The following is a 23,327-nucleotide window of genomic DNA, read 5'->3' as shown; positions in this document are numbered from 1 at the left end:
GACAAAGGCGCGACCTCATATTCATGGAGCCTACCCATGTTCCTTTTTCTTCGTGCCGGCGCGTTGCGCCGCAGTGCCCCTTTCTCCACCACTATCGAGCAGCGTCTCGGCAGCGCCCTCTTCGCCTTTGCACTGTTGTTCGCCGGCCCCCATTCCGTCCTTGCGCATGAGTTCAAGGCCGGTGACATCGAGATCAAGCATCCCTGGTCGCGCGCCACGCCGGCCGGCGCCAAGGTTGCCGGCGGCTATTTCACCATCGTCAACAAGGGCAGCGCGCCGGACCGGCTGCTGTCGATTGCCTCCGATATTTCGGGGAAGGCCGAACTGCATGAAATGGGAGTCAAAGACGGCGTCATGACCATGCGCCCGGTCAGTGGCGGCCTGGATATCCCGGCGGGCGGCAAGGTCACGCTGGGTCCCGGCGCCTATCACGTGATGTTCATGGATCTGAAGCAGCCCCCTAAAGAAGGTCAGATGTTTGCCGCTACGCTGACTTTCGAGAGGGCCGGAACCGTGACCGTCGAGTTTGCCGTGCAAGCCATAGGCAGCGCGCCACCCCTGGAAGACAACGACTGACCAATTATTGCCAATCAATTTTTTCGAGAGGGACCCATCATGAACAAGCATCATTTGCCGGCCGCTGCATTCCTCGTCCTGGGGACAAGTGCCGCCTTCGCCCATATCACGCTCGAAACACAGGAGGTTGCGGTCGGTTCGACCTACAAGGCCGTGCTGCGCGTGCCGCATGGCTGCGAAGGCAAGGCGACGATTGCCGTGCGCGTGCAGATCCCGGAAGGGGTGATCGGGGTGAAGCCGATGCCCAAGCCCGGCTGGACGCTGCAGGTCAAGAAAGGCAAGTACGAGAAATCCTACCAGCTCTATGGCGAGGCGGTGACCTCGGGCGTCAAGGAAGTCGACTGGAGCGGCGGCAGCCTGCCGGATGAATTTTATGACGAGTTCGTCTTCCGCGGCACGTTCGCCGCCGATCTGCCGGCCGGGCAAAAACTCTATTTTCCGGTGGTGCAGGAATGCGATGGCGCCACCACGCGTTGGATAGAGATTCCGGCGGCTGGTCAGGATGAGGATGCGCTGGAAGATCCGGCGCCCGGCCTCAACCTGCTGCCGAAGAAATGATGCATTGGCGGCGCGCTGCTTCGAAGCGGCGCGCCACTGTTTTGGTGGATGGCATGAACGTGGCCTGTTTTCAGCGGATAGAACGGACAGCCGGCAGGTGCTTCGGCCTGCTGGCCGCGATCCTGCTGCTTGCCGTCCTTGCCACGCCAAACCAGGCCTTTGCCCATGCGGCGCTGATCAAGGCCGAGCCTGCCGACGGCGCGGTTCTGGAGCGAGCGCCCACGCAATTTTCGCTGACCTTCAGCGAGCCTGTGTCGCCGCTGGTGCTGACCTTGGTGCGGCCCGACGGTACGCCTGTCGCTTTGACCTCGTTTCGGTTGAGCGACCAAACGGTTGAGATCGACAATCCACAAAAGCTCGGGCCGGGCACCCATGTCTTGAGCTGGCGGGTGATTTCCGCCGATGGCCATCCGGTCGGCGGCTCGGTGCTGTTTTCCGTTGGCGCGCCAAGTGCGGCGCCGGCGGTGGGGGAAGCTGTCGATATAGATTTGCGGTCAGCGATCTGGACCGGCAAGGTTCTTCTCTACATCGGGCTTTTCCTCGGCATTGGCGGCGCCTTCGCGCTGACATGGCTGGCGCAAGGCCAGCGCTCGGGCCAGCGCTTCGTCATTGCCGCCATCCTCTGCGGGCTGGTCGCAGCACCCCTGTCGCTCGGGTTCCAGGGGCTGGACGCGCTGGGCGCGCCACTCGCCCGGCTGGCGCAACCGGTGGTCTGGCGGACGGCGCTTGGCACCAGCTTCGGCTGGACGGTGCTGATTTCGCTGGCGGCGCTCGGGCTTGGCCTGCTGTCGTTGGTCGGATCGCGTGCCGGCGCCAGGCCGTTGGCGCTCGCCGGGCTGGCCGGTGTGGGTGCAGCCCTTGCCGCCAGCGGCCATGCCAGTGCAGCCGAACCGCAATGGCTGACGCGGCCTATGGTGTTCCTGCATGGCGCCGGCATCGCTTTCTGGGCTGGAGCATTGCTGCCGCTCGGCCTGGCGTTGAGCAGCCAATCGGTGGAAGCCGGGGCGTTCCTGCGGCGGTTTTCGCGCGCGATCATGCCCGTGGTGGTAGTGCTTGCCGCCGCCGGTGTGGTGCTCGCCATCATCCAAGTGCAGACACCGGCGGCACTGGTCAACACCGCCTATGGCCGGCTGCTGCTGATCAAGCTGGCGCTGCTGGTGTTTCTGTTCACGCTGGCGGCGGTCAATCGATGGCGGCTCACCGCCTTGGCCGAGGCCGGAGCGACGGAAGTGCGGCGGCGGCTCTCCCGCTCGATCTCAGTCGAAATGCTGATCGTGCTCCTGATCTTCGGCGTTGCCGCCGGCTGGCGCTTCACGCCGCCTCCACGGGCGCTGGCAATTGCCGCGGCACAACCGACGTCGACTCATATCCACACTATGAAGGCGATGGCCGACATCGACATCACGCCCGGCCATACCGGAGAGGTCGCCGCCTCCATCGTCATCATGGATGGCGATTTCGGCCCGCTGGACGCCAAGCAAGTGACGCTTGTGCTGTCCAAGCCCGATTCCGGCATCGAGCCGATAAAGCGTCCGGCGACCAAGCCAGGCGACGGCACTTGGCGCGTCGACAATCTCGTCATCCCGATTCCCGGCCGCTGGACGGCGCGGCTCGATATTCTGGTTTCGGATTTCCAAGTGGTAAAGATCGAAGCGCCGATCGATATCCGCGCCGAGTGATATTCACCCCGCCTGCGAAGGGCGCTTAGCCGAGTTCCTCGGCCAGTCCGATGAGCAGTCCTTCCGGCCCGCGGATGTAGCAGAGCCGATACACCTCCTGGTAACGGACGACTTCACCGACCAGCTGCGCGCCACGCTTGCGGAGCCTTTCCAGCGTGTCGTCGATGTCGTCCACGGTAAACATGACGCGCAGGTAGCCCAGGGCGTTGACCGGCGCGGTGCGGTGATCGGCGACGACAGTCGGCGTGAGGAAACGGGAGAGCTCGAGCCGGCTATGACCGTCCGGTGAGCGCATCATGGCAATCTCGACGTGCTGATCGCCGAGCCCGGTGACACGTCCGGCCCACTCGCCTTCGATCGTCGCCCGCCCTTCCAGTTCGAGGCCGAGCTCGCAAAAGAAAGCAATCGTCTCGTCGAGGTCATCGACGACGATTCCGACATTGTCCATCCGTTTGACTGCCATATGTCCAACCTATCGCCATATGTTCGATCGGCAAGGCGTCGCCTGGTCACCAACTAACCCTTCCTGACTCGGTTTGACACAACGCCGACGCAACACAATTCGGCGAGGCGGTTGACGTGGCGCGAAAGGCCCGTCAATCATCTCGCCGAAAAATGGGCATCCCGAAAAACGCGGCCTCAACAAAATCCGAAAGCAGGGAAGAAACGATGGAAAAAGCCGAAATCGGCCTGATCGGCCTTGGCACAATGGGCTCCAACCTCGCGCTCAACATTGCCGAGCACGGGCACCGCATCGCCGTCTTCAACCGCACCAAGGCGCGCACCGATGCCTTCCTCGAAGGCGCCGGTTCGCTCAGGGACATGGTGGTGCCCTGCTACAACCTGGAGGAACTGGCAGCTGCGATCAAGCCGCCGCGCCCGGTCATCATCATGGTGCTGGCCGGCAAGCCGGTCGACGAACAGATCGAAGCTCTGCGCGGCGTGTTGTCTGACAACGATATCGTCATCGATGCCGGCAACGCCAATTTCCGCGATACGATGCGGCGCTTTTCGGAACTGTCGGGCTCGGGTCTCACCTTCATCGGCATGGGCGTATCGGGCGGCGAGGAAGGCGCGCGCCACGGGCCGTCGATCATGGTCGGCGGCACCGAAGACTCCTGGAAGCGCGTCGAACGCGTGCTGACCGCGATCTCGGCCAAGTTCAAGGATGAACCGTGCGCTGCCTGGCTCGGCACAGACGGCGCCGGGCATTTCGTCAAAACCATCCACAACGGCATCGAATATGCCGACATGCAGATGATCGCCGAGATCTACGGTATCCTGCGTGACGGTCTCGGCATGGGGCCGAAGGAGATCGGCAAGGTCTTCGAGGACTGGAACAAGGGCCGGCTCGATTCGTATCTGATCGAGATCACCGCCAAGGTGCTGGCCGCTGACGATGCAAAGACCGGCAAGCCGGTGGTCGACATCATCCTCGACCGTGCCGGCCAGAAGGGCACCGGCAAATGGTCTGTCATCGAGGCGCAGCAGCTCGGCATTCCGGCGACGGCCATCGAGGCGGCGGTGGCGGCCCGCGTGCTGTCCTCGATCAAGGATGAGCGGCAGGCGGCCGAAAAAGCCTATGGCAATATCGGCGTCACCAAGATCTCTGGCGACAAGGCGGCACTTCTGAAAGACCTGGAGCTGGCGCTGCTCGCCGGCAAGATCGCCGCCTATGCACAAGGTTTCGCGGTGATGAGCGCCGCCTCGAAGGAGTTCAACTGGAACTTGCCGATGCCGACCATCGCCAAGATCTGGCGTGCCGGCTGTATTATCCGCTCGCAGATGCTCGACACCATGGCGGAAGCCTTCGGCTCGGGCGGCGCGTCCACCAACCTTTTGATGGCGCCGGCTTTCACCACCATGATGCAGGAGGCGCATCCGTCGCTTAGGCGCACCGTTGCCAAGGCATCGGAAGCAGGCTCGCCGGTGCCTGCACTGGCGTCGGCACTTGCCTATTTCGACAGCTACCGCCAGGGCCGCGGCACCTCGAACCTGATCCAGGCGCAGCGCGACTTCTTCGGCGCGCATGGCTTCGAGCGCATCGGCGAGCAGGGGGCTTTCCATGGCCCATGGGGCAGCGGCGCTGCCGGCTAGGGTCAGGTGAGGCGGCCTCTCAGGTCGTGCCAGTCAGCCCTGATACGCGACGACGTCGCCTGGCTTGACCACAGTCTGCAAAGAGCCAGGTGCCGCGCCGCCTATCCAGCCCAGCACGGCGCGGGCAAGCTCGGTGCCGGCGAGGCGGAAGTCTTCGTTGACGATCAGCAACTCCCGGCGGAACAGATGCAGCAGTTCCGACGATTGCTTGGACACGACATCGACGTCGCGGCCGAGTTTCAGGCCGGCATCCTCGATGCCGGCGACGATGGCCAGCGTTGCTGCGGCGGCGCTGCTGACGAAACCGTCCGGCCTGACGTCGCGGCGCATCAACTGCGCGGTCCGCGTCCTGATCTGATCGATCGACTGGTCGATCGAAACAGCGTTGAACGGCACTTCGCTGGCGTCGACCTCGCTCAGTGCGTCGGCAAAGCCATTGACCGTGTGGTCGTAATAGGTGAGCCCGACCGGCGGCGCTACCAGCGCCAGCCGGCGCCGGCCGACGCTGGCCAGATGGCGCACCGCTTCGGCGGCGAAGGCGTAATTGTCGAAGTCGTGATAGGGGTGGACAAGCCCCATATCGGTGCGGCCATGCGTGGCAAAGGGTATGCCACGCTCCAGCATGTAGCGGGCGCGCGGATCGTTGGGCTGCGTGCGTGAGATGATGACGCCATCGGCCGAGCCGGACTCGACCAGATACTTTACCGGGTCCAGCGGATCCTGCGAGCGCGAGTAGGGCGTGACGATCAGGTGATAGGGTGTGTCGGCAATGACCTCCGAGACGCCGTAGATGATGTCCGAGACAAAGCTCATGATCTCGCGCTCGGTATTGAGCACGAGGCTGATAACATTGGTCTTGCCAGTCCGCAGGCGCACGCCGGCGCGGTTCGGCCGGTAGCCGATCTGCCTCGCGACGAGTTGAACCCGCCGCCTGGTCTCGGCGCCGATCTCGGGTGCATCCTTGAGCGCGCGCGAGACGGTGGTGACGCCGAGCCCGGTCATGAAGGCAAGCGTCTTCAGCGTCGGCCGCTCATGCGCCGACGCCTCGTCGTCCTTGTCCGTCTGGTCCCTGTCCATTCGTCCCGCCCCGTCAGGCGCATAGCAGCCGCCGGACCAGCCGACAATCGCTTCGATGACGATGTGGCACGGTTCTTCGCAGTCAGGCCTCAATATACTGAAACGTTACAGATTTCCAACATCGTAGCGCGTGGGCCTCTCAAGCCATGGTTTTGGCAGGGTTTTGGCGGCCAGAAACGTTGCGCGACCATCAGGTTCGAGACGGTTTTCTTGCGCTGCAGCATGATTTTGCAGCGCAGCACCCGGTTTTGCGCGGAGTTTGCCGGTTTGCACGCAACGAATTTGTTCGCGCCTCGAAAAAACATTCGAGCGCGTTTATCTCAGGGGTTGCACGCACCGCATAATTGCCGTATCGGAAATCTGTAACGTTTCAGATTCTGGGAGGAACCGAAATGCGCTATAGACTTTTGACCGCTGCCCTTGCCGCGACGGCCGCGCTTCAGCTTGCCGGCCCGGCGGCCGCCACCGACTTGGAAGTCACCCATTGGTGGACGTCGGGCGGCGAGGCAGCGGCGGTTGCGGAATTCGCCAAGGCCTTCGACGCCACCGGCAATCACTGGGTCGATGGCGCCATTGCCGGATCCGGCGGCACGGCACGGCCGATCATGATCAGCCGCATCACCGGCGGCGATCCGATGGGCGCCACCCAGTTCAATCACGGCCGGCAGGCCGAAGAACTGGTGCAGGCCGGCCTGATGCGCGACCTCACCGATGTCGCCACCAAGGGCAAGTGGACGGAAATCGTGCGGCCGAAGAGCCTGCTCGACAGCTGCACCATCGACGGCAAGATCTATTGCGTGCCGGTCAATATCCACTCCTGGCAGTGGTTGTGGCTGTCGAACGAAGCCTTCGAGAAGGCCGGCGTGCCGCTGCCGAAGGACTGGAATGAATTCGTGGCGGCAGCGCCCGCCCTGGAAAAGGCGGGCATCATCCCGCTCGCTGTCGGCGGACAGGCCTGGCAATCTTCCGGCGCCTTCGATGTGCTGCTGGCGGCGGTCGGCGGCACCGATGCATTCCTCAAGGTCTACAAGGACAAGGACGCCAAGTTCGCCGCTGGGCCCGAGATCGCCAAGGTCTTCAAGGCCGCCGACGATGCCCGCAAGATGGCGAAGAACACCAATGTGCAGGACTGGAACCAGGCGACCAATCTGGTCATCACCGGCAAGGCCGGCGGCCAGATCATGGGTGACTGGGCGCAAGGCGAGTTCCAGGTTGCCGGCAAGGTCGCCGGCAAGGACTATGCCTGCCTGCCGGGCCTCGGTCTGAACGAAGTTATCGCCACCGGCGGCGACGCCTTCTATTTCCCGCTGCTCAAGGATGCCGACAAGTCCAAGGCGCAGGAGGTGTTGGCAGAGACGCTGCTCGACCCTAAGACTCAGGTCGCCTTCAATCTCAAGAAGGGCTCGCTGCCGGTGCGCGGTGACGTCGATCTCAATGCGGCGAACGACTGCATGAAGAAGGGTCTGGCCATCCTCGCCAAGGGCGCCGTCATCCCGTGGACGGACCAACTGCTTTCGCAGGATACCCAGAAGCAGAAGGAAGATCTCTTCGCCGAATTCTTCGCCAAGCCGGACCTGACCATCGAAGACGCGCAGAAGCGCTTCGCCGACCTCATCGCTTCGGCAGACTGACGTTGGAGGCAATACACCTCGCTCCCGGCCTTGCGAAAGCAGGGCCGGGATCGCACCGCCCTTACCCAGCCGGCTGACGAGATGAGCAAGAGCGAACGCCCCAACCCGCTGTTCCGCAACATCAATGCGAAGGTCGCCTCGATCCCGATGATCCTCACCGCGTCGGTGGTTTTCGTCGGCGGCACCGTCTGGACGGTGTTCTATTCCTTTACCAATTCGAAGCTGCTGCCACGGCTGAATTTCGCCGGGCTCGACCAGTATTACCGGCTGTGGGCGACGCCGCGCTGGCTGATCTCGATCGAGAACCTTTTGATCTACGGCGCGATCTCGCTGGTGTTCTCACTGGCCATCGGCTTCCTGCTTGCAGCGCTTCTCGACCAGAAGATCCGTTTCGAGGACACGTTCCGCACCATCTTCCTCTATCCGTTCGCGCTTTCCTTCATCGTCACCGGCCTGGTCTGGCAGTGGCTGCTCAATCCGGATTTCGGCATCCAGCATGTGGTGCGGGACCTCGGCTGGACGAGTTTCAACTTCGACCCGCTCTACAATTCCAGCATCGTCATCTACGGCATTTCAATTGCGGCGCTGTGGCAAGGCACCGGGCTCATCATGTGCCTGATGCTGGCCGGCCTGCGTGGCATCGACGAGGACATCTGGAAGGCGGCGCGGGTAGACGGGATCCCGATGTGGAAGACCTATCTGTTCATCGTCATCCCGATGATGCGGCCGGTTTTCATCACCACGCTGGTCATCATCGCGTCGGGCATCGTCAAGGTCTACGACCTCGTTGTCGCCCAGACCAGCGGCGGCCCCGGAATCGCCTCCGAAGTGCCTGCCAAATATGTCTATGACTACATGTTCTTCGCACAGAATCTTGGCCAGGGCTTCGCCGCCTCGACCATGATGCTGCTCTCGGTGGTGATCGTCGTCGTGCCGTGGGCCTACCTTGAATTCGGAGGCAGGAAGCGTGGCTGACCCGGCCGTCCCTTTGCCCGCCAGCGCGGGTGCAGCCGAGCGCGAAGCCTCCGGGCCGCGCGGGCCGAAGCCGCGGCATGTCTTCTCGCGCCGCAACATCTTCCTCTATGGCACGCTGATCGTGGTGGCAGTCTACTATCTGCTGCCGCTCTATGTGATGGTGGTCACCTCGCTTAAGGGCATGCCCGAGATACGGATGGGCAATATCTTCTCGCCGCCGCTCGAAATCACGTTCGAACCGTGGGTGAAGGCGTGGGCGACGGCCTGCACCGGCCTCAATTGCGACGGGCTTTCGCGCGGCTTCTGGAATTCGGTGCGCATCACTGTGCCGTCAGTGCTGCTGTCGATCGCGATCGCCTCGGTGAACGGCTATGCGCTGGCCAACTGGCGCTTCAAGGGCGCCGACACATTCTTCGTCATCCTGATCGTCGGCGCCTTCATCCCTTATCAGGTGATGATCTATCCGATCGTCATCATCCTGCGCGAGATCGGCCTCTACGGCAGCCTCAGCGGCCTGGTGATCGTCCATTCCATCTTCGGCATGCCGATCCTCACGCTTTTGTTCCGCAACTATTTTGCCTCGATGCCGGAAGAGCTGTTCAGGGCGGCACGGGTCGACGGCGCCGGCTTCTGGGGCATCTTCCTGCGGATCATGGCGCCGATGTCGCTGCCGATCTTCGTCGTCGCCATCATCCTGCAGGTGACCGGCATCTGGAACGACTTCCTGTTCGGCGTCGTCTACACCCGCCCCGACACCTATCCGATGACGGTGCAGCTCAACAACATCGTCAATTCGGTGCAAGGCGTGAAGGAGTACAACGTCAACATGGCCGCCACCATCCTGACCGGCCTTGTGCCACTCATCGTCTACTTCATTTCCGGCAAGCTTTTCGTGCGCGGCATCGCCGCCGGTGCGGTGAAAGGGTGATGGCGATGACGGCAGCCAACGGCACCAGCGTTTCGATCCAGGACCTGTCCCTGAACTTCGGCTCTGTATCGGTGCTGCAGACCCTCAATCTTGAGGTCGCAGAGGGCGAGTTCATCGTGCTGCTCGGTCCCTCGGGCTGCGGCAAGTCGACCTTGCTCAACTGCATCGCCGGGCTGCTCGATATTTCCGAAGGCCGCATCTTCATCAAGGGCAAGAACGTCACCTGGGAAGAGCCCAAGGATCGCGGCATCGGCATGGTGTTCCAGTCCTATGCGCTTTATCCGCAAATGACGGTGGAGAAGAACCTGTCGTTCGGCCTGCGCGTTGCCGGCGTGCCCAGGGACGAGATCGCCAAGCGCATCGCCCGCGCCGCCGAGATCCTGCAGATCGAGCCGCTTTTGCAGCGCAAGCCCGCGGCCTTGTCCGGCGGCCAACGCCAGCGCGTGGCGATCGGGCGGGCGCTGGTGCGCGACGTCGACGTCTTCCTGTTCGACGAGCCACTATCCAATCTCGACGCCAAGCTGCGCTCGGAACTGCGCGTCGAAATCAAGCTTCTGCATCGCAAGCTGCAGAACACCATGATCTACGTCACCCACGACCAGATCGAGGCGATGACGCTGGCCGACCGTATCGCGGTCATGCGCGGCGGCGTCATCCAGCAGCTTGACGCGCCGCAGACGATCTATAACCGGCCGGTCAACCGGTTTGTCGCCGGCTTCCTCGGCTCGCCGGCGATGAATTTCCTCGAAGGGGAGCTGGAGGCCAGTGCTGCTCCAGTGTTCAGGACCGACGGTGTTTCGGTGCCGCTCGATCGCTATACCTTTGACGGCACGGAGCGCCCGGCCGGCGCTTGCGTGCTGGGCATCCGGCCTGAACATATCGCTTTCGGTGACGCGGCTAAGTCGATGCCGTTTTCCGCCGGCGGTTCGGTCGAGATCGTGGAGCCGATGGGTTCCGACACGCTGGTGTGGACGAAGCTTGCCGGCCGCAACCTCTCCTTCCGCGTCGAGGCGGAACGGACGCTGCGCAGCGGCGATCCGATCCAGTTCGGTTTCGATCCGGCGCGCGCCTCGCTGTTCGACGCTGCGACCGGCAATCGCCTGTGACCCTCTAGAATCATCCGCAAACCATCCTCCCAAGAACGATCCCCCTAAAACGATCTCGCGAAAACGATCCCCCGAAAACATCCCCAAGCCTTAACCACCCAAGAAACGGACAGAGACGATGAACTGGTCATTCCAACTCTACAGCGCCCGCAATTTCCAGCCGTGGGACGGCATCCTGAAAATGCTTGGTAAGCTCGGCTACAAGGAAGTCGAAGGTTTCGGCGGCGTCTATGACGACCCCAAGGCGTTCCGCGCCGAACTCGACAAGAACGGGCTTTCGATGCCGACCGGACATTTCTCGATCGATGCGCTGGAGAATGATTTCGACGGCGTACGCAAAACAGCCGACGCACTCGGCATCACGCTCGTCATCTGTCCCTATCTGCTGGCCGAGCAGCGGCCGGCCGACGCTGCCGGCTGGCGCGGCTTTGGCGAGCGTCTGGCCAAGGTCGGCGAGACCGCAAAAAAAGCCGGCTACGGCTTTGCCTGGCACAACCATGATTTCGAGTTCAAGACACTCGCCGACGGCTCGGTGCCGCAGGATCACATCCTGTCGGCTGCGCCCGACATCGGCTGGGAGATGGACGTCGCCTGGGTAATCCGCGGCGGCGTTGATCCGCTGCCGTGGATCGAAAAGCACGGCAAGCGCATCAGCGCCGTCCATGTCAAGGACATGGCCAAGTCAGGCGAAGGCCTTGACGAGGACGGCTGGGCGGATGTCGGCCACGGCACCATCGACTGGGCCGGCCTGATCAAGACACTTCAGGCGAAGAGCGCGGCCAAATATTACGTCATGGAACAGGACAACCCCAACGACATCGAGCGCTTCGCCAGCCGCTCGCTCGCATCCGTCAAGGCTTACTAGGAACAATCATCATGGCAAAGAAACTGGGTATCGGCGTCATCGGCTGCGGCAACATCTCGAAAGCGTATTTCTCGCTGGCGCCGCTGTTTCGCGGCATCGAGATGCGCGCCTGCGCCGACATCAACATGGACGCGGCCAAGGCACGGGCGAAGGAGTTCAAGCTGCGCGGCGAGACCGTCGAAGAACTGCTCAAGGATGACGAGATCGACATCATCGTCAACCTCACCATCCCGGCGGTGCACTACGGGGTGTCGAAGCAGATCCTCGATGCCGGCAAGCACGTCTATTCGGAAAAGCCGTTCGTGCTGTCGGTCAAGGAAGGCCTCGACCTCAAGAGCCGGGCCGAGAAGAAAGGGCTGCGCATCGGTTCGGCTCCGGACACTTTCCTCGGCGGCGCGCACCAGCTGGTGCGCAACCTCATCGACACCGGCGCGCTCGGCAAGATCACCAGCGGCACCTGTCATGTGATGGGCCACGGCATGGAGCACTGGCACCCCAATCCCGATTTCTTCTTCCAGCCGGGCGCCGGGCCGGTGCTCGACATCGGGCCTTACTATGTCACCAACCTGATCCAGCTGATCGGGCCGGTGAAGCAGGTGGCGGCCTTCGCGACGACGCCTGCCAAGGAACGCACGATCTCGTCGAAACCGCGCGCGGGCGAAAAAATCCCGGTCAACACGCCGACGACGATCCACGGCCTGCTGGAGTTCGAGAACGGCGCCGTGGTCACGCTCAACACCAGCTGGGACGTCTGGGCGCATGGTCATGCGCCGATGGAACTCTATGGCGAAACGGGCACGGTGTTTGTGCCGGATCCGAATTTCTTCGGTGGCGACGTGCGCATAACCGAGGCGGCAAAACCGGTGAAGAAACTGCCGAAATGGCAGCATCCGTTCGGCGTGCCCAACGAAATGCACGGCCAGGGCATGATGGCCAACTACCGCACAGCAGGCCTTGCCGACATGGCGCTGGCGATCGCCGAGGGCCGGCCGCATCGTTGCTCGATGGAGCTCGCGCTGCATGCCGTCGACGTCATGACCGGCCTGTTGCGGTCGGGCGAGACCGGCAAGTTCGTCGCCATGCAGACCAGCTGCGAGCGGCCAGCTGCACTCGGCGTCAAGGACGCAAAAGGACTGTTGGCGAAGCAGAAATGAGGTAGAAGGGTGTCGGCGCGCTCGCGCCGACATCCATACAATCCAGGATCTGTACCCATGCGCTGGCAGCCGGCTGAAAACCGCTATGAGAAAATGCTCTACAACAGGTGCGGGCGATCCGGCCTGAAACTGCCGGCGATCTCGCTCGGCCTGTGGCACAATTTCGGCAACGACACGCCACACAAGACCAAGCAGGCGATCGCGCGCAAGGCCTTCGATCTCGGCATCACCCATTTCGATCTCGCCAACAATTACGGTCCGCCGCCGGGCTCGGCCGAGATCGCCTTCGGCGAGATATTGCGCACCGACTTCGCCAGCTATCGCGACGAGCTGATCATCTCGACCAAGGCCGGCTATGAGATGTGGGCAGGGCCTTACGGCGAATGGGGCAGCCGCAAATATGTGCTGGCGAGCCTCGACCAGAGCCTGAAGCGGATGGGGCTCGACTATGTCGACATCTTCTATTCGCACCGCTTCGATCCGGATACGCCGCTTGAGGAAACGATGGGCGCGCTCGACCATGCGGTGCGTTCTGGCAAGGCGCTCTATGCCGGCATCTCGTCCTACAATTCGCAGCGCACGCGCGAGGCGGCCGACATATTGAAGCAGCTCGGCACGCCTTGCATCATCCATCAGCCGAGCTATTCGATGCTCAACCGCTGGGTCGAAGAGGACGGACTGCTCGATACGCTGGAAGGGCTCGGTGTCGGATCGATCGTGTTCTCGCCGCTGGCGCAAGGCATGCTGACCGACAAATATCTCGGCGGCATCCCCGAGGGCAGCCGCGCCAGCCAAGGCAAGTCGTTGCGGCCCGCCTTCATCAACGACAAGACAATCGCCAACATCGAGGCGCTGAACGCGATCGCCGGCAAGCGTGGCCAGACGCTGGCGCAGATGGCGCTGGCCTGGGTGCTGCGCAAGGGCCGGGTGACCTCGGCGCTGATCGGCGCCAGCCGGCCTGAACAGGTCGAGGACTGCGTCGGCGCGCTCAAGGTGCTCGACTTCAGCGATGCCGAGCTCGCCGAAATCGACACTTACGCACGCGAGGCCGACATCAATCTGTGGGCGGCTTCGGCGGAGCGCAAGGGACCGCCACGGAAGTAAGCGGAACAGCCGGCACCGGACATGAATCAAAACGGCGGGAAAGGTCCCGCCGTTTTGCGCTATCAAGCTTCGGGCTCGTTCAGGGCTTCTTGGCCGTGCCGAGACCGGCCTTGGGCGCCGCCGCGGCTGCCGGAGCCGGGGTCTTCATCTTGGCTTCGATCCAACCGGTATAGTTGGCCAATCTCGTGTAGATGCCATAGGCATTCTTGTGGCCGCAAGCGGCGGTGCCGTCGGACGGACCTTCGCCCCAGGAGACGACGCCGACCTGGACCGGACCGCTGGCGCCGGTCATGAACAGCGGACCGCCGCTGTCGCCGTTGCAGGCGTCGCGTTCGCCGCTGTCGGTGCCGGCGCAGATCATGTTCTTGGTCAGCGGATCCGACATATCGGCGGCGATCGCATTGGCGGCGGCATCGATGCCCTTTTCCGAATAACGCATCCGGTGGGAGAGATCGCCAAGTGCCGCCTTCAGGTCATGCGCATAGATCGACTTGATGCCGCTGTTGCAGGCTGCACTCGGCTCGAGATCGAGATCGGCCACCATCAGGGCGGTCGGGAAGGTGCCGTCCTGCATCTTGCCCCAGCCGATGACCGTGGTCTTGCCGCTGTCTGGCGTCGGCTCATTGGTGATCTTGATGACCGGCGCATCGGCGGGCTCCGCCAGCCGGAGCAGGCCCAGATCATTGTCCAGCGTCTGTTCGCTGTAGCCCTCGTTGACGATGACCTCGACCACCTTGTAGCGCTTGCCTTCGGTAAGATCGGTGGCGCCGGTCAGCACGGTCACCGTGTCGGGCGAAATCGGCCGGCCCTTGTCGTTGAGGCAGTGCGCCGCCGTCAGCACCCATTGCGGCGCGATCAGGCTGCCGCCGCAGAATTGCGCGTTTGGCTGCGAGGCCGGGCTGGGGTCCAGCCGGGCGCTGGTCAGCAGCGCCACCTGGAACGGATAGGCCCCTTTGTCGGCTTCCTTGCCGCCATAGACGCGGTCGGCGCCGTCGGGGTTCTCGGCCTTGGCCTTGTCCCGGGCTTCGGCAACGCGCTGCATCGGCGAGACCGCCGCTTCCGGCCTGGCGGCGTCGTCGGCTGCATAGAGCGCGTTGACGGCGGGGAAAGCGGCCGCGATGCCCAGCAGCGATGCAGCGGCAAGCGGCCTGAACCGATGGATAATGTTCACCTTGAAACCCTCCTGAGATGAAAATTGCCGAGCCATGCCGCCATGACGCATAACCAACAGAAGCGGTAGCGGTACCTCGATCGCCTTCTGCCAGAACGAACGACATCCGCGCGGTTATAAAACCGAAATACCACTTTTGCTAATCGTGCCCCATCGGGCAGAGCCCACCCAAACCCTATAGCCCCCCACGGGCTACGTGGAAGCGATTTGTCATTGCCAATGTTGGATTATTTTAGGCAGTATATCGACGCGGGTGCGTTTGGCGGAGGGCTTTAACGAGGCCGCCCGGACCGATGATCCGATACGGGCGGGTAACCAAACTAATTTTTTAACTCCACCACGATCTCGACAATATTTCTGTATTTTGCTCCACTCCTTGCTGACTTTTGGGAGAGTCTCACCATGACGAAACTGACAAGCACTATCATTGCGTCCGCACTGCTATCCACCGCACTGTGGACGATGCCTGCCTTCGCCGCCGATCCCGGCTCAGCGAATGCCGGCAATGGCGAAAGCATGCGCGATCTCGGAACGGGCGACTACCAGCCCGGCCGTGCAAAGCCGATCGCGCCGCCGAAACTGACCGAAGATGAAGCCAGCCGGGCAGCGCCGCTGACCGACGAGGGCACGGCGGTCAAATCCTATGGCATCGTCGGACGTTCCGCCGATGGCAAGGACATCAAGATCGATGCAGGCGAGACGCTGAAGGACCTTGTCATCAAGGAATTGAACGCGCCCGCCAACACACCGAACGCCGACAAGACCGGATTGACGGGCGGCGACGAAGCCGGCCGCCAGGTGTTCGGGGCCGACGATCGCGAGCAGATCAAGAACACCAAGACCTACCCGTTCACCGCGATCGGGTATATCGAAGGCAAAGCCAAGAGCGGTTACGGCAGCTGCTCGGGAACCCTGATCGGTCCGCGCACGGTGCTCACCGCCGCGCATTGCCTCTACAGCAATGAAGACAAGGCTTGGCTCGACGACGTCATCTTCGTGCCGTCGCTCAACGGCAACACCGCCGACGATGCACCGTTTGGCGCTTTCAGCTACGAGAGCGTCTATATCCTGCAGGGCTTCATCGACAATTATCAGGGTTACTACGGCTCGGTCATTCCGTGGGACCTCGGCATCATTACGCTGAAGCAGGATGTCGGCACCAATCTCGGCTGGCTGGGTTATGCCAACTATGAGAACCTCGGCGATTTCACCGCAAACATCGTTGGCTATCCCGGCGACAAGCCGATGGGAACGATGTGGAAGGCGACCTGCGAAGTGAAAGCCGAAAACGTCGGCGCGGAGTATTTCCAGTACGACTGCGACACCTATCCGGGGTCGAGCGGCAGCTCGGTCTACGCCTACGACAATGGCGCCAAGCAGCGCGTCGTCACCGGCGTGAACGTGGCCGAAAGCCCCAACGCCAACACTGCGGTGCGCCTGAACGCTGCCAACGTGGCGTGGATCAACAGCCTGTACAAATAAGGCCCGATCTTTCGCCGGCAAACAGCGGCGATAACCAGCACTACCAAACCGGCGGCGGGACGTTCCTGCCGCCGGTTTTTTTGTATCGAAACACCTCTCTTGCACTGTGTTACAGCGGTGCTTACGCTAGGCGATCCAAGGGGTTGGGTAAGATGGCGCGGGCAAGAATGATCTTCGGAGTCAAAGCGATGGCGGCTGCATCCATGCTGGCCGCACTGACATGCTTTTCCGCTATGGCCGATCAAGGCGGTGCCACACCCGATGGCGCCTGGGCCGAGCGGGTGCAAATCCTCTATAAAAGCGAAACACGTTCGGTGCTGCGCAAGAATGTACGGGTCTGGGATTCCCACCCGGAATTGGGTCTTGATTTCACCTGGGAGCCGGCAGCCGGCGTGTCGCCGGACCGCACCGTCGCAGCCGACGGCACCGTCAACGGCAAGGGCAGGCTGGTCTGGCGCGTACGCGGCTCGGCGAGCTATGACCCCAAGACGATCTATTCCAGCTATTTCGGCGAGATCAGGAATGGCCGCCCCGAAGGACAAGGCCGGCTGGAGCTGCGTTCAGGCGAGGTTCTCGACGGCCGTTGGGTCGCCGGCCAGCTCGACGGCCATGCGATCCATGTCGATGCCGACGGCAATCGCTATGAAGGGCAATTCAGGGCCGGTGTGCCGAATGGCGAGGGCAGGCTGGAGACGAAGACAGGCGAGATATTCGTCGGCTCTTTTGCCGATGGGCTGAAGGACGGCAAGGGCCGCACCCGGCTGCCCGGCGGCACCGTCTACTGGTCGCAATGGGCGATGGGCAAGGAGATCGGCGGTGCGCGCCCCGACGTGCTGGCCGATGCCAGAGTGGGCGGGTTGCTCAAGGCGCAGACCGGCGGCGGTTCCGCCGACAAGGTCGAGATCGGCATTGCCGTCGACCAGCGCATGTCGCAGCAGGCCGACATGCAGTACCAGCATCTGGTGCGCGACGAAGACATCGCGATCTATCCGGTGTCGGACCAGTACAACGATGCCTGGAACGGCACCGGAGAGATTCGTACCGGCAATGTCTATGAAGGCATGGACTGGGAGACGGCGCCGGCCTTCGCCGAAGTCGACCTCAAGACCACCGACCAGTCGAGGGTCAAGATCGACAGCCTGGAAATGAAGGTGGCCGCGAGCGAGGCCTACCGCAAGCCGATGCTGTCGATCAGCGAGCACTATGGCTGCGTCGGCTTCCGCCCCGACTTCTCGATCGTCAACAATGGCTGGGGCGACGTGAAAGACATGAAGATGTCGATCCAGTTCACCAGGACCGACGAGGAGGACAACGCGACCGGCGAGCCGAGCCGCATGTTCACGAAGGACATCGGCACTTTCGGCGATGGCGTCGACGTCTCGATCAAGGACGTGCTGACTGAAGCCGGCGTCGACACAACCACGCTCGAGACCGAGCGCTTCACCTGCCCGTCAAGGGACAGCCTGGATGTCTGCCGCGCCCAGGTGGCCAACAAGGTCAAGTTCGGCGACGTTGCCGATTACATCAGCGGCAGCGTCGAGAAAATGAGCGTGACCGGGATTGGCAAGCTCGATTATTCCTGGGCGGACGATCAGGGCGCTGTCTACCAGCAGAGCGAGCCGTTTCGCGTCATCGTCTCGCTGGTCAGCATCGAGGTCCCAGAATCGCTCGCCGAATGCGGCGATGGCGGCGGCGCGTCGCCCGAAGCGCTGCGCTACCAGAACATCGAATTTCCGATCGGCAAGACCGATTACAGCATCCCCATGCCGGTGCGCGGCAACAAGAATCTCAGCGCCTACACGGCACGGCTGAAAATGTGGTCGTCAATGTCGTCGATCCATCGCTTCAGCATCGCCGCCCATTTCGCCGATGGCAGCACACGCGAGAGCAAGCCGGCCACGTTCTTCTATTTCAGGCCGAAGCAGTCGCTGTTCGAAACCAGCACCAAGCCGGCGGTCTGCTATCTGCCGGAAGATCTGCAAGGCTGTTGAGGTCCTGTCACGTCCTTTCGGGAATCGCGTCATTTCGAGCCCATCTCGAAAAAATTGGGCAGCGGGATCAGCCGGGCAAAGATCGTGTCCTGGCTGAACACCCTGAGTTCCAGCATCGACCCGGACGATCGTTCGGCTTTCTGGTCGAACAGGAAATTGCCGAGCGAATAGATCTCCGCAACATCGCCGCCGCCGAGCGGCAGGATCGCCTCGCTCGATACATGTGGATGACCGCCGACGATTGCCGTGACACCGCGCAGCCGCATCTGGTCGGCAAGCATCTCCTCGCGCGGCGACGGCTCCGTCTTGTACTCGCGGCCCCAATGGACGAAGGCAATCACCGGCCGCTCGGCATTGTCGTGCAGCAGCCGGTCGAGCAAAGCAGGCGTCAGAAGGTCGGTGTTCCTGGAGCCGTTGGTATCGATGTCGGTCAGCCCGACCAGGTCGAGATCGGCAAGCGCCAGCGTCTCGCCCTGCCCGAAATGGGCGATGCCGGCCGCATCGAGTGCGGCCAGCGTCTCGGCATAGCCTGACGGGCCGAGGTCGTAGGCGTGATTGTTGGCCAGGCTGACAGCGGCGACATGCAATTTCTTGAGCATGTCGATGGCGAGGTCTGCGGGCATGGCCAGCGTCATGTCGTCGATCGCTTCAGGGACGTTGGGCAGGATCACGCCTTCGAGATTGACGATCAGCGGCCGCGAGCGGGTCAGGGCCAGCACGCTTTCGACGATCTTCTCGGCAACACCGTCGCGGACCAGGATCTTCTTCATGGCGCGGCCGAAATTCACGTCGCCCGCGAAATAGTAGAGCTTGTCGTCGGGACGGGCAGGATTGTTGAAGCCGGGGCCGAAGGTGCCGAACAGCGCCACGACATAGCTGGTGGTGCGCTCGACATAGTCGCTTGAATGCGCCTGCGAGTTCTCGTTGGCGACGACCAGCGGCGCAGCACCGAACAGTTCGCGCTGCAGCCTGGTCTGGATATAGAGCGCACCGACCGAATCGGCGTGATCCGGCTGGCGCAGCGCCGCGATGCCGTCGAGCGAACCGGCGGCGAGCATGTTCAGCGTCTGCTGGTCGAAACGCCTGGCTTCGTGCTGCGGCAGATAGTGGGAGAAATCGGTGGATTCGACGATCAGCGTGTCCTTGTCGACGATCGCTTTCAGCGCCTGCGCCAGCCGGTCCCAGTCGGCTCGCTTGGCTTTGACCGACATCGCCACCGGCACGATTTCAGCTTCGGGGAAATAGTGATGCAGGAAAGGCAGCATCGCCTGCACGCCATGCTCCCTGGCGAACAGGCAGGAGTCTTCGACCATGTCGCTGTTCGCTTCCAGAAGGTGCACGGCTTCCGTGTCGGCCTGGACTGGACCGAGCACTGTTTCAAAACCGCGCGGCGTCGTGGCGAAGAGTTTCTGCGTCTCGTGGAAATGGTCCGGCGACAGGATGACGATGCGCTTGTAGCGGAAGCCGGACGCGGCGTGGAAACCGAGTGCGACGAGATCTGCGACGAGCAGGTGGTGGGGGACTGTGATGCCGGTGAGGCGTTGGTTGGACGGCTCGATTCTGGCGACGGCGGCGATGGCGTCGGTGAAGAGTGTGGGGTCGGAGTAGAAGGACGGGAAGTTTGTGTCGCCGGGCGGGCAGGTGATGGGGGCGGCAGACGCTTGAAGCACTGAGAGGATAAGCAAGGCGGTGGCAAAGACCAGAATGCTGGTCCGTGCCCAGGCACCGCCCGCTGTCCTGCCGGACATCTCCCCCGCAAGGGGGGAGATTGGATGTCGCCTCGGCTTTCGCCAATCATCAACCTTGAAAATAGATCTCCAGCAATGAAGAGACTGATCTCCCCCCTTGCGGGGGATATGGCCGGCAGGCCAGAGGGGGGTGCCTGGGCGCCGACCTCTCACGGCTCAGCCAGCACAATGTTCTCCACGCCGCCGACATAGTAGAACGGCTTCTGCTTGGACGCGGTCAGCCGCAGCACTTCGCGCGAAATGTAGTCGGCGAGGCCGAACAGCGTCACGCCGCCGTCGGAGGTCTTGGCCCGGCCGCGCAGGCCTTCGAGGATCGAATAGGTGAAGACGCCATGGCCGAGCTCGGGCAGTTCGGCGGCGGTGTTGTTGGCAGCGGTGGCCGAGAAGACGACGATGCGTGCGTCCTGCGCGTCTTTTTCCAGGCGCGGGTTGAAGGCGTTGGCGGCGTGGCAGGTGTCGAGCAGCATGAAGCGCAGGCCCTTGGCCCGCTCAACCGATTTCTGGATGTCGCCCCAGTCGACCAGCGAGGAGCGCTTCCAGCGGTCGGGATCCTGTTTGCGGCCGTCCGTGGGGATGAAATAATAGTCTTCGTCGATGTTGATGCCGTGACCGGCGACGAAAATGATGGTGGTGTCGTTCTCGCCGGGTTTGTCGAGGAAATCGGCGAGCTGGTCGTCGATCGTGTCGGAATCCGGCTCCAGGATGCTGTCGGCGTTGGCGACCTTGAAAACGTCCTTGCCGGCATCGGGCGCCTCATCCAGCGCTTCGCGGTTGACCAGAACCAGCGTCTCCATCGCCGAAAACAAGGGCGCGGATTTCTGCGAAATCACCTTGAGGAATTCAGTGGCGTCATCGACGGGATAGCGCAGATCGCAGGCGTGGCCAGCGCATGCATCGGTGAGGAAAGGATATTTGTCGACGCCGATCACGGCGACGTAGAGCTTGCCCTTGTTGGCTGGACTTTCGGTTTTCCTGGCAAGTGCTGTGACACTGCGCTCGGTCAGATAGCCGAACTCGTTGGTGCCGGTGATGCGAATGGTGTTTTCGCCATTCTCGACCGGCACTTCGACGATGGTGCTCTTGCCGCCATCGATTGACCGAGCGGTGACATCGCCGACATTGCGGCTGTCCGACAGGATCGAAAATCCGGCGACATCGGCGCCGGCTTCCTGCGCGCCCGAAATCTCGACGGCGACATAGCCCTCGCGGACGTTGCTCTGGTCGGCGGCAAGCTTGATGCCGAATTCCGGCGGTTTGCGCTCGAGCAGCTTTTCCAGCTCGCGGTCGACGCCGGGGCGCATTTCCTGGACCGCCTGTTCGGCGCTGCGCAGGATGATGGCCCGGCGCACCATTTCCGGGCTCCAGAGATATTTCTTCAGCTGGCCGGCGCTGATGAAACGCCCTTCGTGGTCGCGGCCCTGATTGACGTGCCAGCCGATCAACTTGTCGCCATCGGCGGAGGAATAATAGTAGCCCTGCGGCATCCAGGCGATCCATTCGGAGCCGGCGAAGAACATCGACACTATCAGTTTGTGGCTCTTCAAATTCCACAACCGCACGGTCTGGTCGGCGCTGCCGGTGACCAACAGCCCTTCCTTCTCGGCGGCAACCATGGCGTTGATCTCGCCGGTGTGGCCGGTGAATTCACCCGATACATCGGCGGTCGCGGTTTTGTATTCCAACAGCGTGCCGTCGCTGCCGCCGGTGATCAGGCCAAGCCCATTGCCGATCAGCGTGTAAGCCGAATGGACGAAGCCATTGGTGGCGGAATTCTCGATGCTGTGCATCACCTTTCCGCCGCTCGCGATTTCGAGCACGGCATTCTCCAGGCCGTCCTTGCCGCCGGGGGCAGCACGGAGCGACCACTCACCCTCTGCGAGTGCCGCGCGGGCATAGGCGCCCTGTTCCGCAAACGCCACCGGGTCCTCGAAGAACCGCTCGGCCGTCGGTAGCGCCAGCACCTTGTCCAGCGTGCCCTGCAGCTCGGGACAGGACACGCGTTCAGGGCAGGGGTTGGTGTTGCCCCAAGCGATGGAGCTGCTCGCCGCATCGATCCCGATCGCCGTCACCGGTTCGCCGACCCCTTGCAGCAGCGCCTTGCGCTCGCCGGTCATGGGGTTCCAGACCTGGATGGCGTTGCGGGTGCCGCCGGCTGTCGCCACCAGCGAGCCGTCGGCATTGCCGGCGCCAGCAAAGACCGTGCCGTCATGGCCGTTATAGTCGAGCAGTTGCTCGCCGCTGTCGATATTCCAGACCGCCGAGCGATGCTTGTCGGCGCAGCGATAGCTGCATGACGCAACAAGCCGCGAACCCGTGGCGAAGCTCAGAGCGCCGATCTGGAAATCCTGCTTCGGCATGGCGCGGACGAATTTGCCGTCGCTGGCCCGCCAGAGCTGGACGTCACCGTCCTTGCTGCCAGTGGCAAACAGGCTGCCATCCAATGACACGGCGAGTGCGGCGACGCCGACATCCCGCAGCGGTTCGGCCTCGGTCGGCAAGGCGATTTCCTCAGCCTTGGCCACATCCCAGAGCCTTATGCCGTTGTCGGTGGTCGTCGCCACCAGCCGGGTTCCCGCAGCGGCGAAGGCGAGCTTTTCCACACGCCAGGAATCGGCATCGAGTTTTTCCGCCAGCGTCCAGCCCGACGCGGATTTGTCGTCCGCCCGCCAGAGGTAGACGAAACCATCGCCACCGCCGGCGGCGAGCGTGTTTCCGTCGGGTGAAAAGGCGACATCATAGATGGCATAGTCGGCGGCCTTGAGCACGGTTTTGATCTTGCCGGTGGCGAAATCGAACAGCCTGATATCGCCATAAGGGGCCTTGTCGCCGATGCCGGCGCCGAAATAACCGCCGGCGGCGATCGTCTTGCCATCCGGCGACACGGCAATCGCAAAGACCTTGCCGTCATTGCCATTGCCAAGATAGCCGCGAATGGTGCGCAGCGTCACCCCGCTCTGCCAGTCCCAGATGCGGATGGTCTTGTCGTCAGATGCGGAGACCAGTTCCTCGCCGTCCGGCGTGAAGGCAAGGTCGGTGACCCTGGCGCCGTGGCCGCCGGTGTTGAGATCGAGGTGGAAATCGAGGTCCTCGGCACCGGCGGTTGACGTTAACGCCAGAAGACCGACCAGGATTAGCCACCGGATAGCACGCAAGGGATGGGAGCTGCCCGGCACCTTGTTGCGCCG

General features: G+C 62.8%; 18 protein-coding genes. 13 read left to right on the top strand and 5 right to left on the bottom strand.

Annotated elements, in window-relative coordinates; genetic code table 11:
- Positions 1-36 precede the first annotated feature (36 nt).
- The 3 genes from NKJ18_RS04165 to NKJ18_RS04155 are packed head-to-tail and all read left to right on the top strand — an operon-like array spanning position 37 to position 2,813.
- Positions 37-576 carry a copper chaperone PCu(A)C gene (locus NKJ18_RS04165; protein ID WP_352738130.1) on the top strand — a complete coding sequence of 180 codons (540 nt, stop codon included), beginning with the start codon at positions 37-39 and terminating at the stop codon, positions 574-576.
- Between the two features lie 39 nt (positions 577-615).
- Positions 616-1,134, top strand: coding sequence for a YcnI family copper-binding membrane protein (locus tag NKJ18_RS04160; protein WP_352757840.1), 519 nt, complete (start codon positions 616-618; stop codon positions 1,132-1,134).
- Positions 1,135-1,187: 53 nt separating this feature from the next.
- The gene (locus tag NKJ18_RS04155; RefSeq protein WP_352757839.1) at positions 1,188-2,813 is read left to right on the top strand and encodes a copper resistance CopC/CopD family protein; all 1,626 of its coding nucleotides are present in this window, start codon (positions 1,188-1,190) and stop codon (positions 2,811-2,813) included.
- A 25-nt stretch (positions 2,814-2,838) separates the two neighbouring features.
- Here NKJ18_RS04155 and NKJ18_RS04150 read toward each other — a convergent pair whose 3' ends face one another.
- Positions 2,839-3,276 carry a VOC family protein gene (locus NKJ18_RS04150; RefSeq protein ID WP_352757838.1) on the bottom strand — a complete coding sequence of 146 codons (438 nt, stop codon included), beginning with the start codon at positions 3,274-3,276 and terminating at the stop codon, positions 2,839-2,841.
- Between the two features lie 206 nt (positions 3,277-3,482).
- Between NKJ18_RS04150 and gnd the strand changes: the two genes are divergently transcribed.
- A complete protein-coding gene (gene gnd / locus NKJ18_RS04145) occupies positions 3,483-4,910 on the top strand; it encodes an NADP-dependent phosphogluconate dehydrogenase (protein ID WP_352757837.1) in 1,428 nt (475 codons plus the stop codon).
- 33 nt (positions 4,911-4,943) lie between these two features.
- On the opposite strand, the gene NKJ18_RS04140 is transcribed toward gnd, so the two are convergent.
- On the bottom strand, positions 4,944-5,987 hold the full coding sequence (locus tag NKJ18_RS04140) for a LacI family transcriptional regulator (protein WP_023700133.1): 1,044 nt from the start codon (positions 5,985-5,987) through the stop codon (positions 4,944-4,946).
- Positions 5,988-6,379: 392 nt separating this feature from the next.
- Between NKJ18_RS04140 and NKJ18_RS04135 the strand changes: the two genes are divergently transcribed.
- The 7 genes from NKJ18_RS04135 to mgrA all read left to right on the top strand — a co-directional run bounded on the left by NKJ18_RS04135 (position 6,380) and on the right by mgrA (position 13,750).
- Complete coding sequence (locus tag NKJ18_RS04135; protein WP_023683028.1) at positions 6,380-7,618, top strand: ABC transporter substrate-binding protein; 1,239 nt, start codon at positions 6,380-6,382, stop codon at positions 7,616-7,618.
- A gap of 81 nt (positions 7,619-7,699) precedes the next feature.
- The gene (locus NKJ18_RS04130) at positions 7,700-8,593 is read left to right on the top strand and encodes a carbohydrate ABC transporter permease (RefSeq protein WP_352757836.1); all 894 of its coding nucleotides are present in this window, start codon (positions 7,700-7,702) and stop codon (positions 8,591-8,593) included.
- Positions 8,586-9,521 carry a carbohydrate ABC transporter permease gene (locus tag NKJ18_RS04125; protein ID WP_023669802.1) on the top strand — a complete coding sequence of 312 codons (936 nt, stop codon included), beginning with the start codon at positions 8,586-8,588 and terminating at the stop codon, positions 9,519-9,521. The genes NKJ18_RS04130 and NKJ18_RS04125 overlap by 8 nt, the downstream gene beginning before the upstream one ends.
- 5 nt (positions 9,522-9,526) lie before the next feature.
- A complete protein-coding gene (locus NKJ18_RS04120; protein WP_023728557.1) occupies positions 9,527-10,627 on the top strand; it encodes an ABC transporter ATP-binding protein in 1,101 nt (366 codons plus the stop codon).
- A gap of 118 nt (positions 10,628-10,745) precedes the next feature.
- Positions 10,746-11,492 carry a sugar phosphate isomerase/epimerase family protein gene (locus NKJ18_RS04115; RefSeq protein ID WP_023683031.1) on the top strand — a complete coding sequence of 249 codons (747 nt, stop codon included), beginning with the start codon at positions 10,746-10,748 and terminating at the stop codon, positions 11,490-11,492.
- Between the two features lie 11 nt (positions 11,493-11,503).
- Positions 11,504-12,646, top strand: a complete 1,143-nt coding sequence (locus tag NKJ18_RS04110) for a Gfo/Idh/MocA family protein (protein ID WP_352757835.1) — start codon at positions 11,504-11,506, stop codon at positions 12,644-12,646.
- A gap of 57 nt (positions 12,647-12,703) precedes the next feature.
- Positions 12,704-13,750 (top strand): L-glyceraldehyde 3-phosphate reductase, encoded by a 1,047-nt coding sequence (mgrA, locus tag NKJ18_RS04105; protein WP_352757834.1) that lies wholly within the window; start codon positions 12,704-12,706, stop codon positions 13,748-13,750.
- 79 nt (positions 13,751-13,829) lie between these two features.
- Here the strand turns inward: mgrA and NKJ18_RS04100 are convergent, their stop codons facing one another.
- A complete protein-coding gene (locus NKJ18_RS04100) occupies positions 13,830-14,921 on the bottom strand; it encodes a S1 family serine peptidase (protein WP_352757833.1) in 1,092 nt (363 codons plus the stop codon).
- A gap of 402 nt (positions 14,922-15,323) precedes the next feature.
- Here NKJ18_RS04100 and NKJ18_RS04095 point away from each other — a divergent pair, with 402 nt between their 5' ends.
- Both NKJ18_RS04095 and NKJ18_RS04090 read left to right on the top strand, forming a co-directional pair.
- Positions 15,324-16,403, top strand: a complete 1,080-nt coding sequence (locus tag NKJ18_RS04095) for a trypsin-like serine peptidase (RefSeq protein ID WP_023691993.1) — start codon at positions 15,324-15,326, stop codon at positions 16,401-16,403.
- 188 nt (positions 16,404-16,591) lie between these two features.
- The gene (locus tag NKJ18_RS04090) at positions 16,592-18,394 is read left to right on the top strand and encodes an MORN repeat-containing protein (protein ID WP_245261351.1); all 1,803 of its coding nucleotides are present in this window, start codon (positions 16,592-16,594) and stop codon (positions 18,392-18,394) included.
- Positions 18,395-18,423: 29 nt separating this feature from the next.
- Here the strand turns inward: NKJ18_RS04090 and amrB are convergent, their stop codons facing one another.
- Together amrB and NKJ18_RS04080 are read right to left on the bottom strand one after the other, a co-directional pair.
- Entirely contained in the window at positions 18,424-20,142 is a 1,719-nt protein-coding gene (amrB, locus tag NKJ18_RS04085) for an AmmeMemoRadiSam system protein B (RefSeq protein ID WP_023704226.1), read from the bottom strand.
- Positions 20,143-20,291: 149 nt separating this feature from the next.
- Positions 20,292-23,315 (bottom strand): hypothetical protein, encoded by a 3,024-nt coding sequence (locus NKJ18_RS04080; RefSeq protein WP_352757832.1) that lies wholly within the window; start codon positions 23,313-23,315, stop codon positions 20,292-20,294.
- Positions 23,316-23,327 lie beyond the last annotated feature (12 nt).

Origin of the sequence: Mesorhizobium sp. M0217 (assembly GCF_040321955.1) — a bacterium.
Classification (GTDB): domain Bacteria; phylum Pseudomonadota; class Alphaproteobacteria; order Rhizobiales; family Rhizobiaceae; genus Mesorhizobium.
Note: the sequence above shows the minus strand (reverse complement) of the source record. Positions and strands in the feature narration are given on the sequence as shown.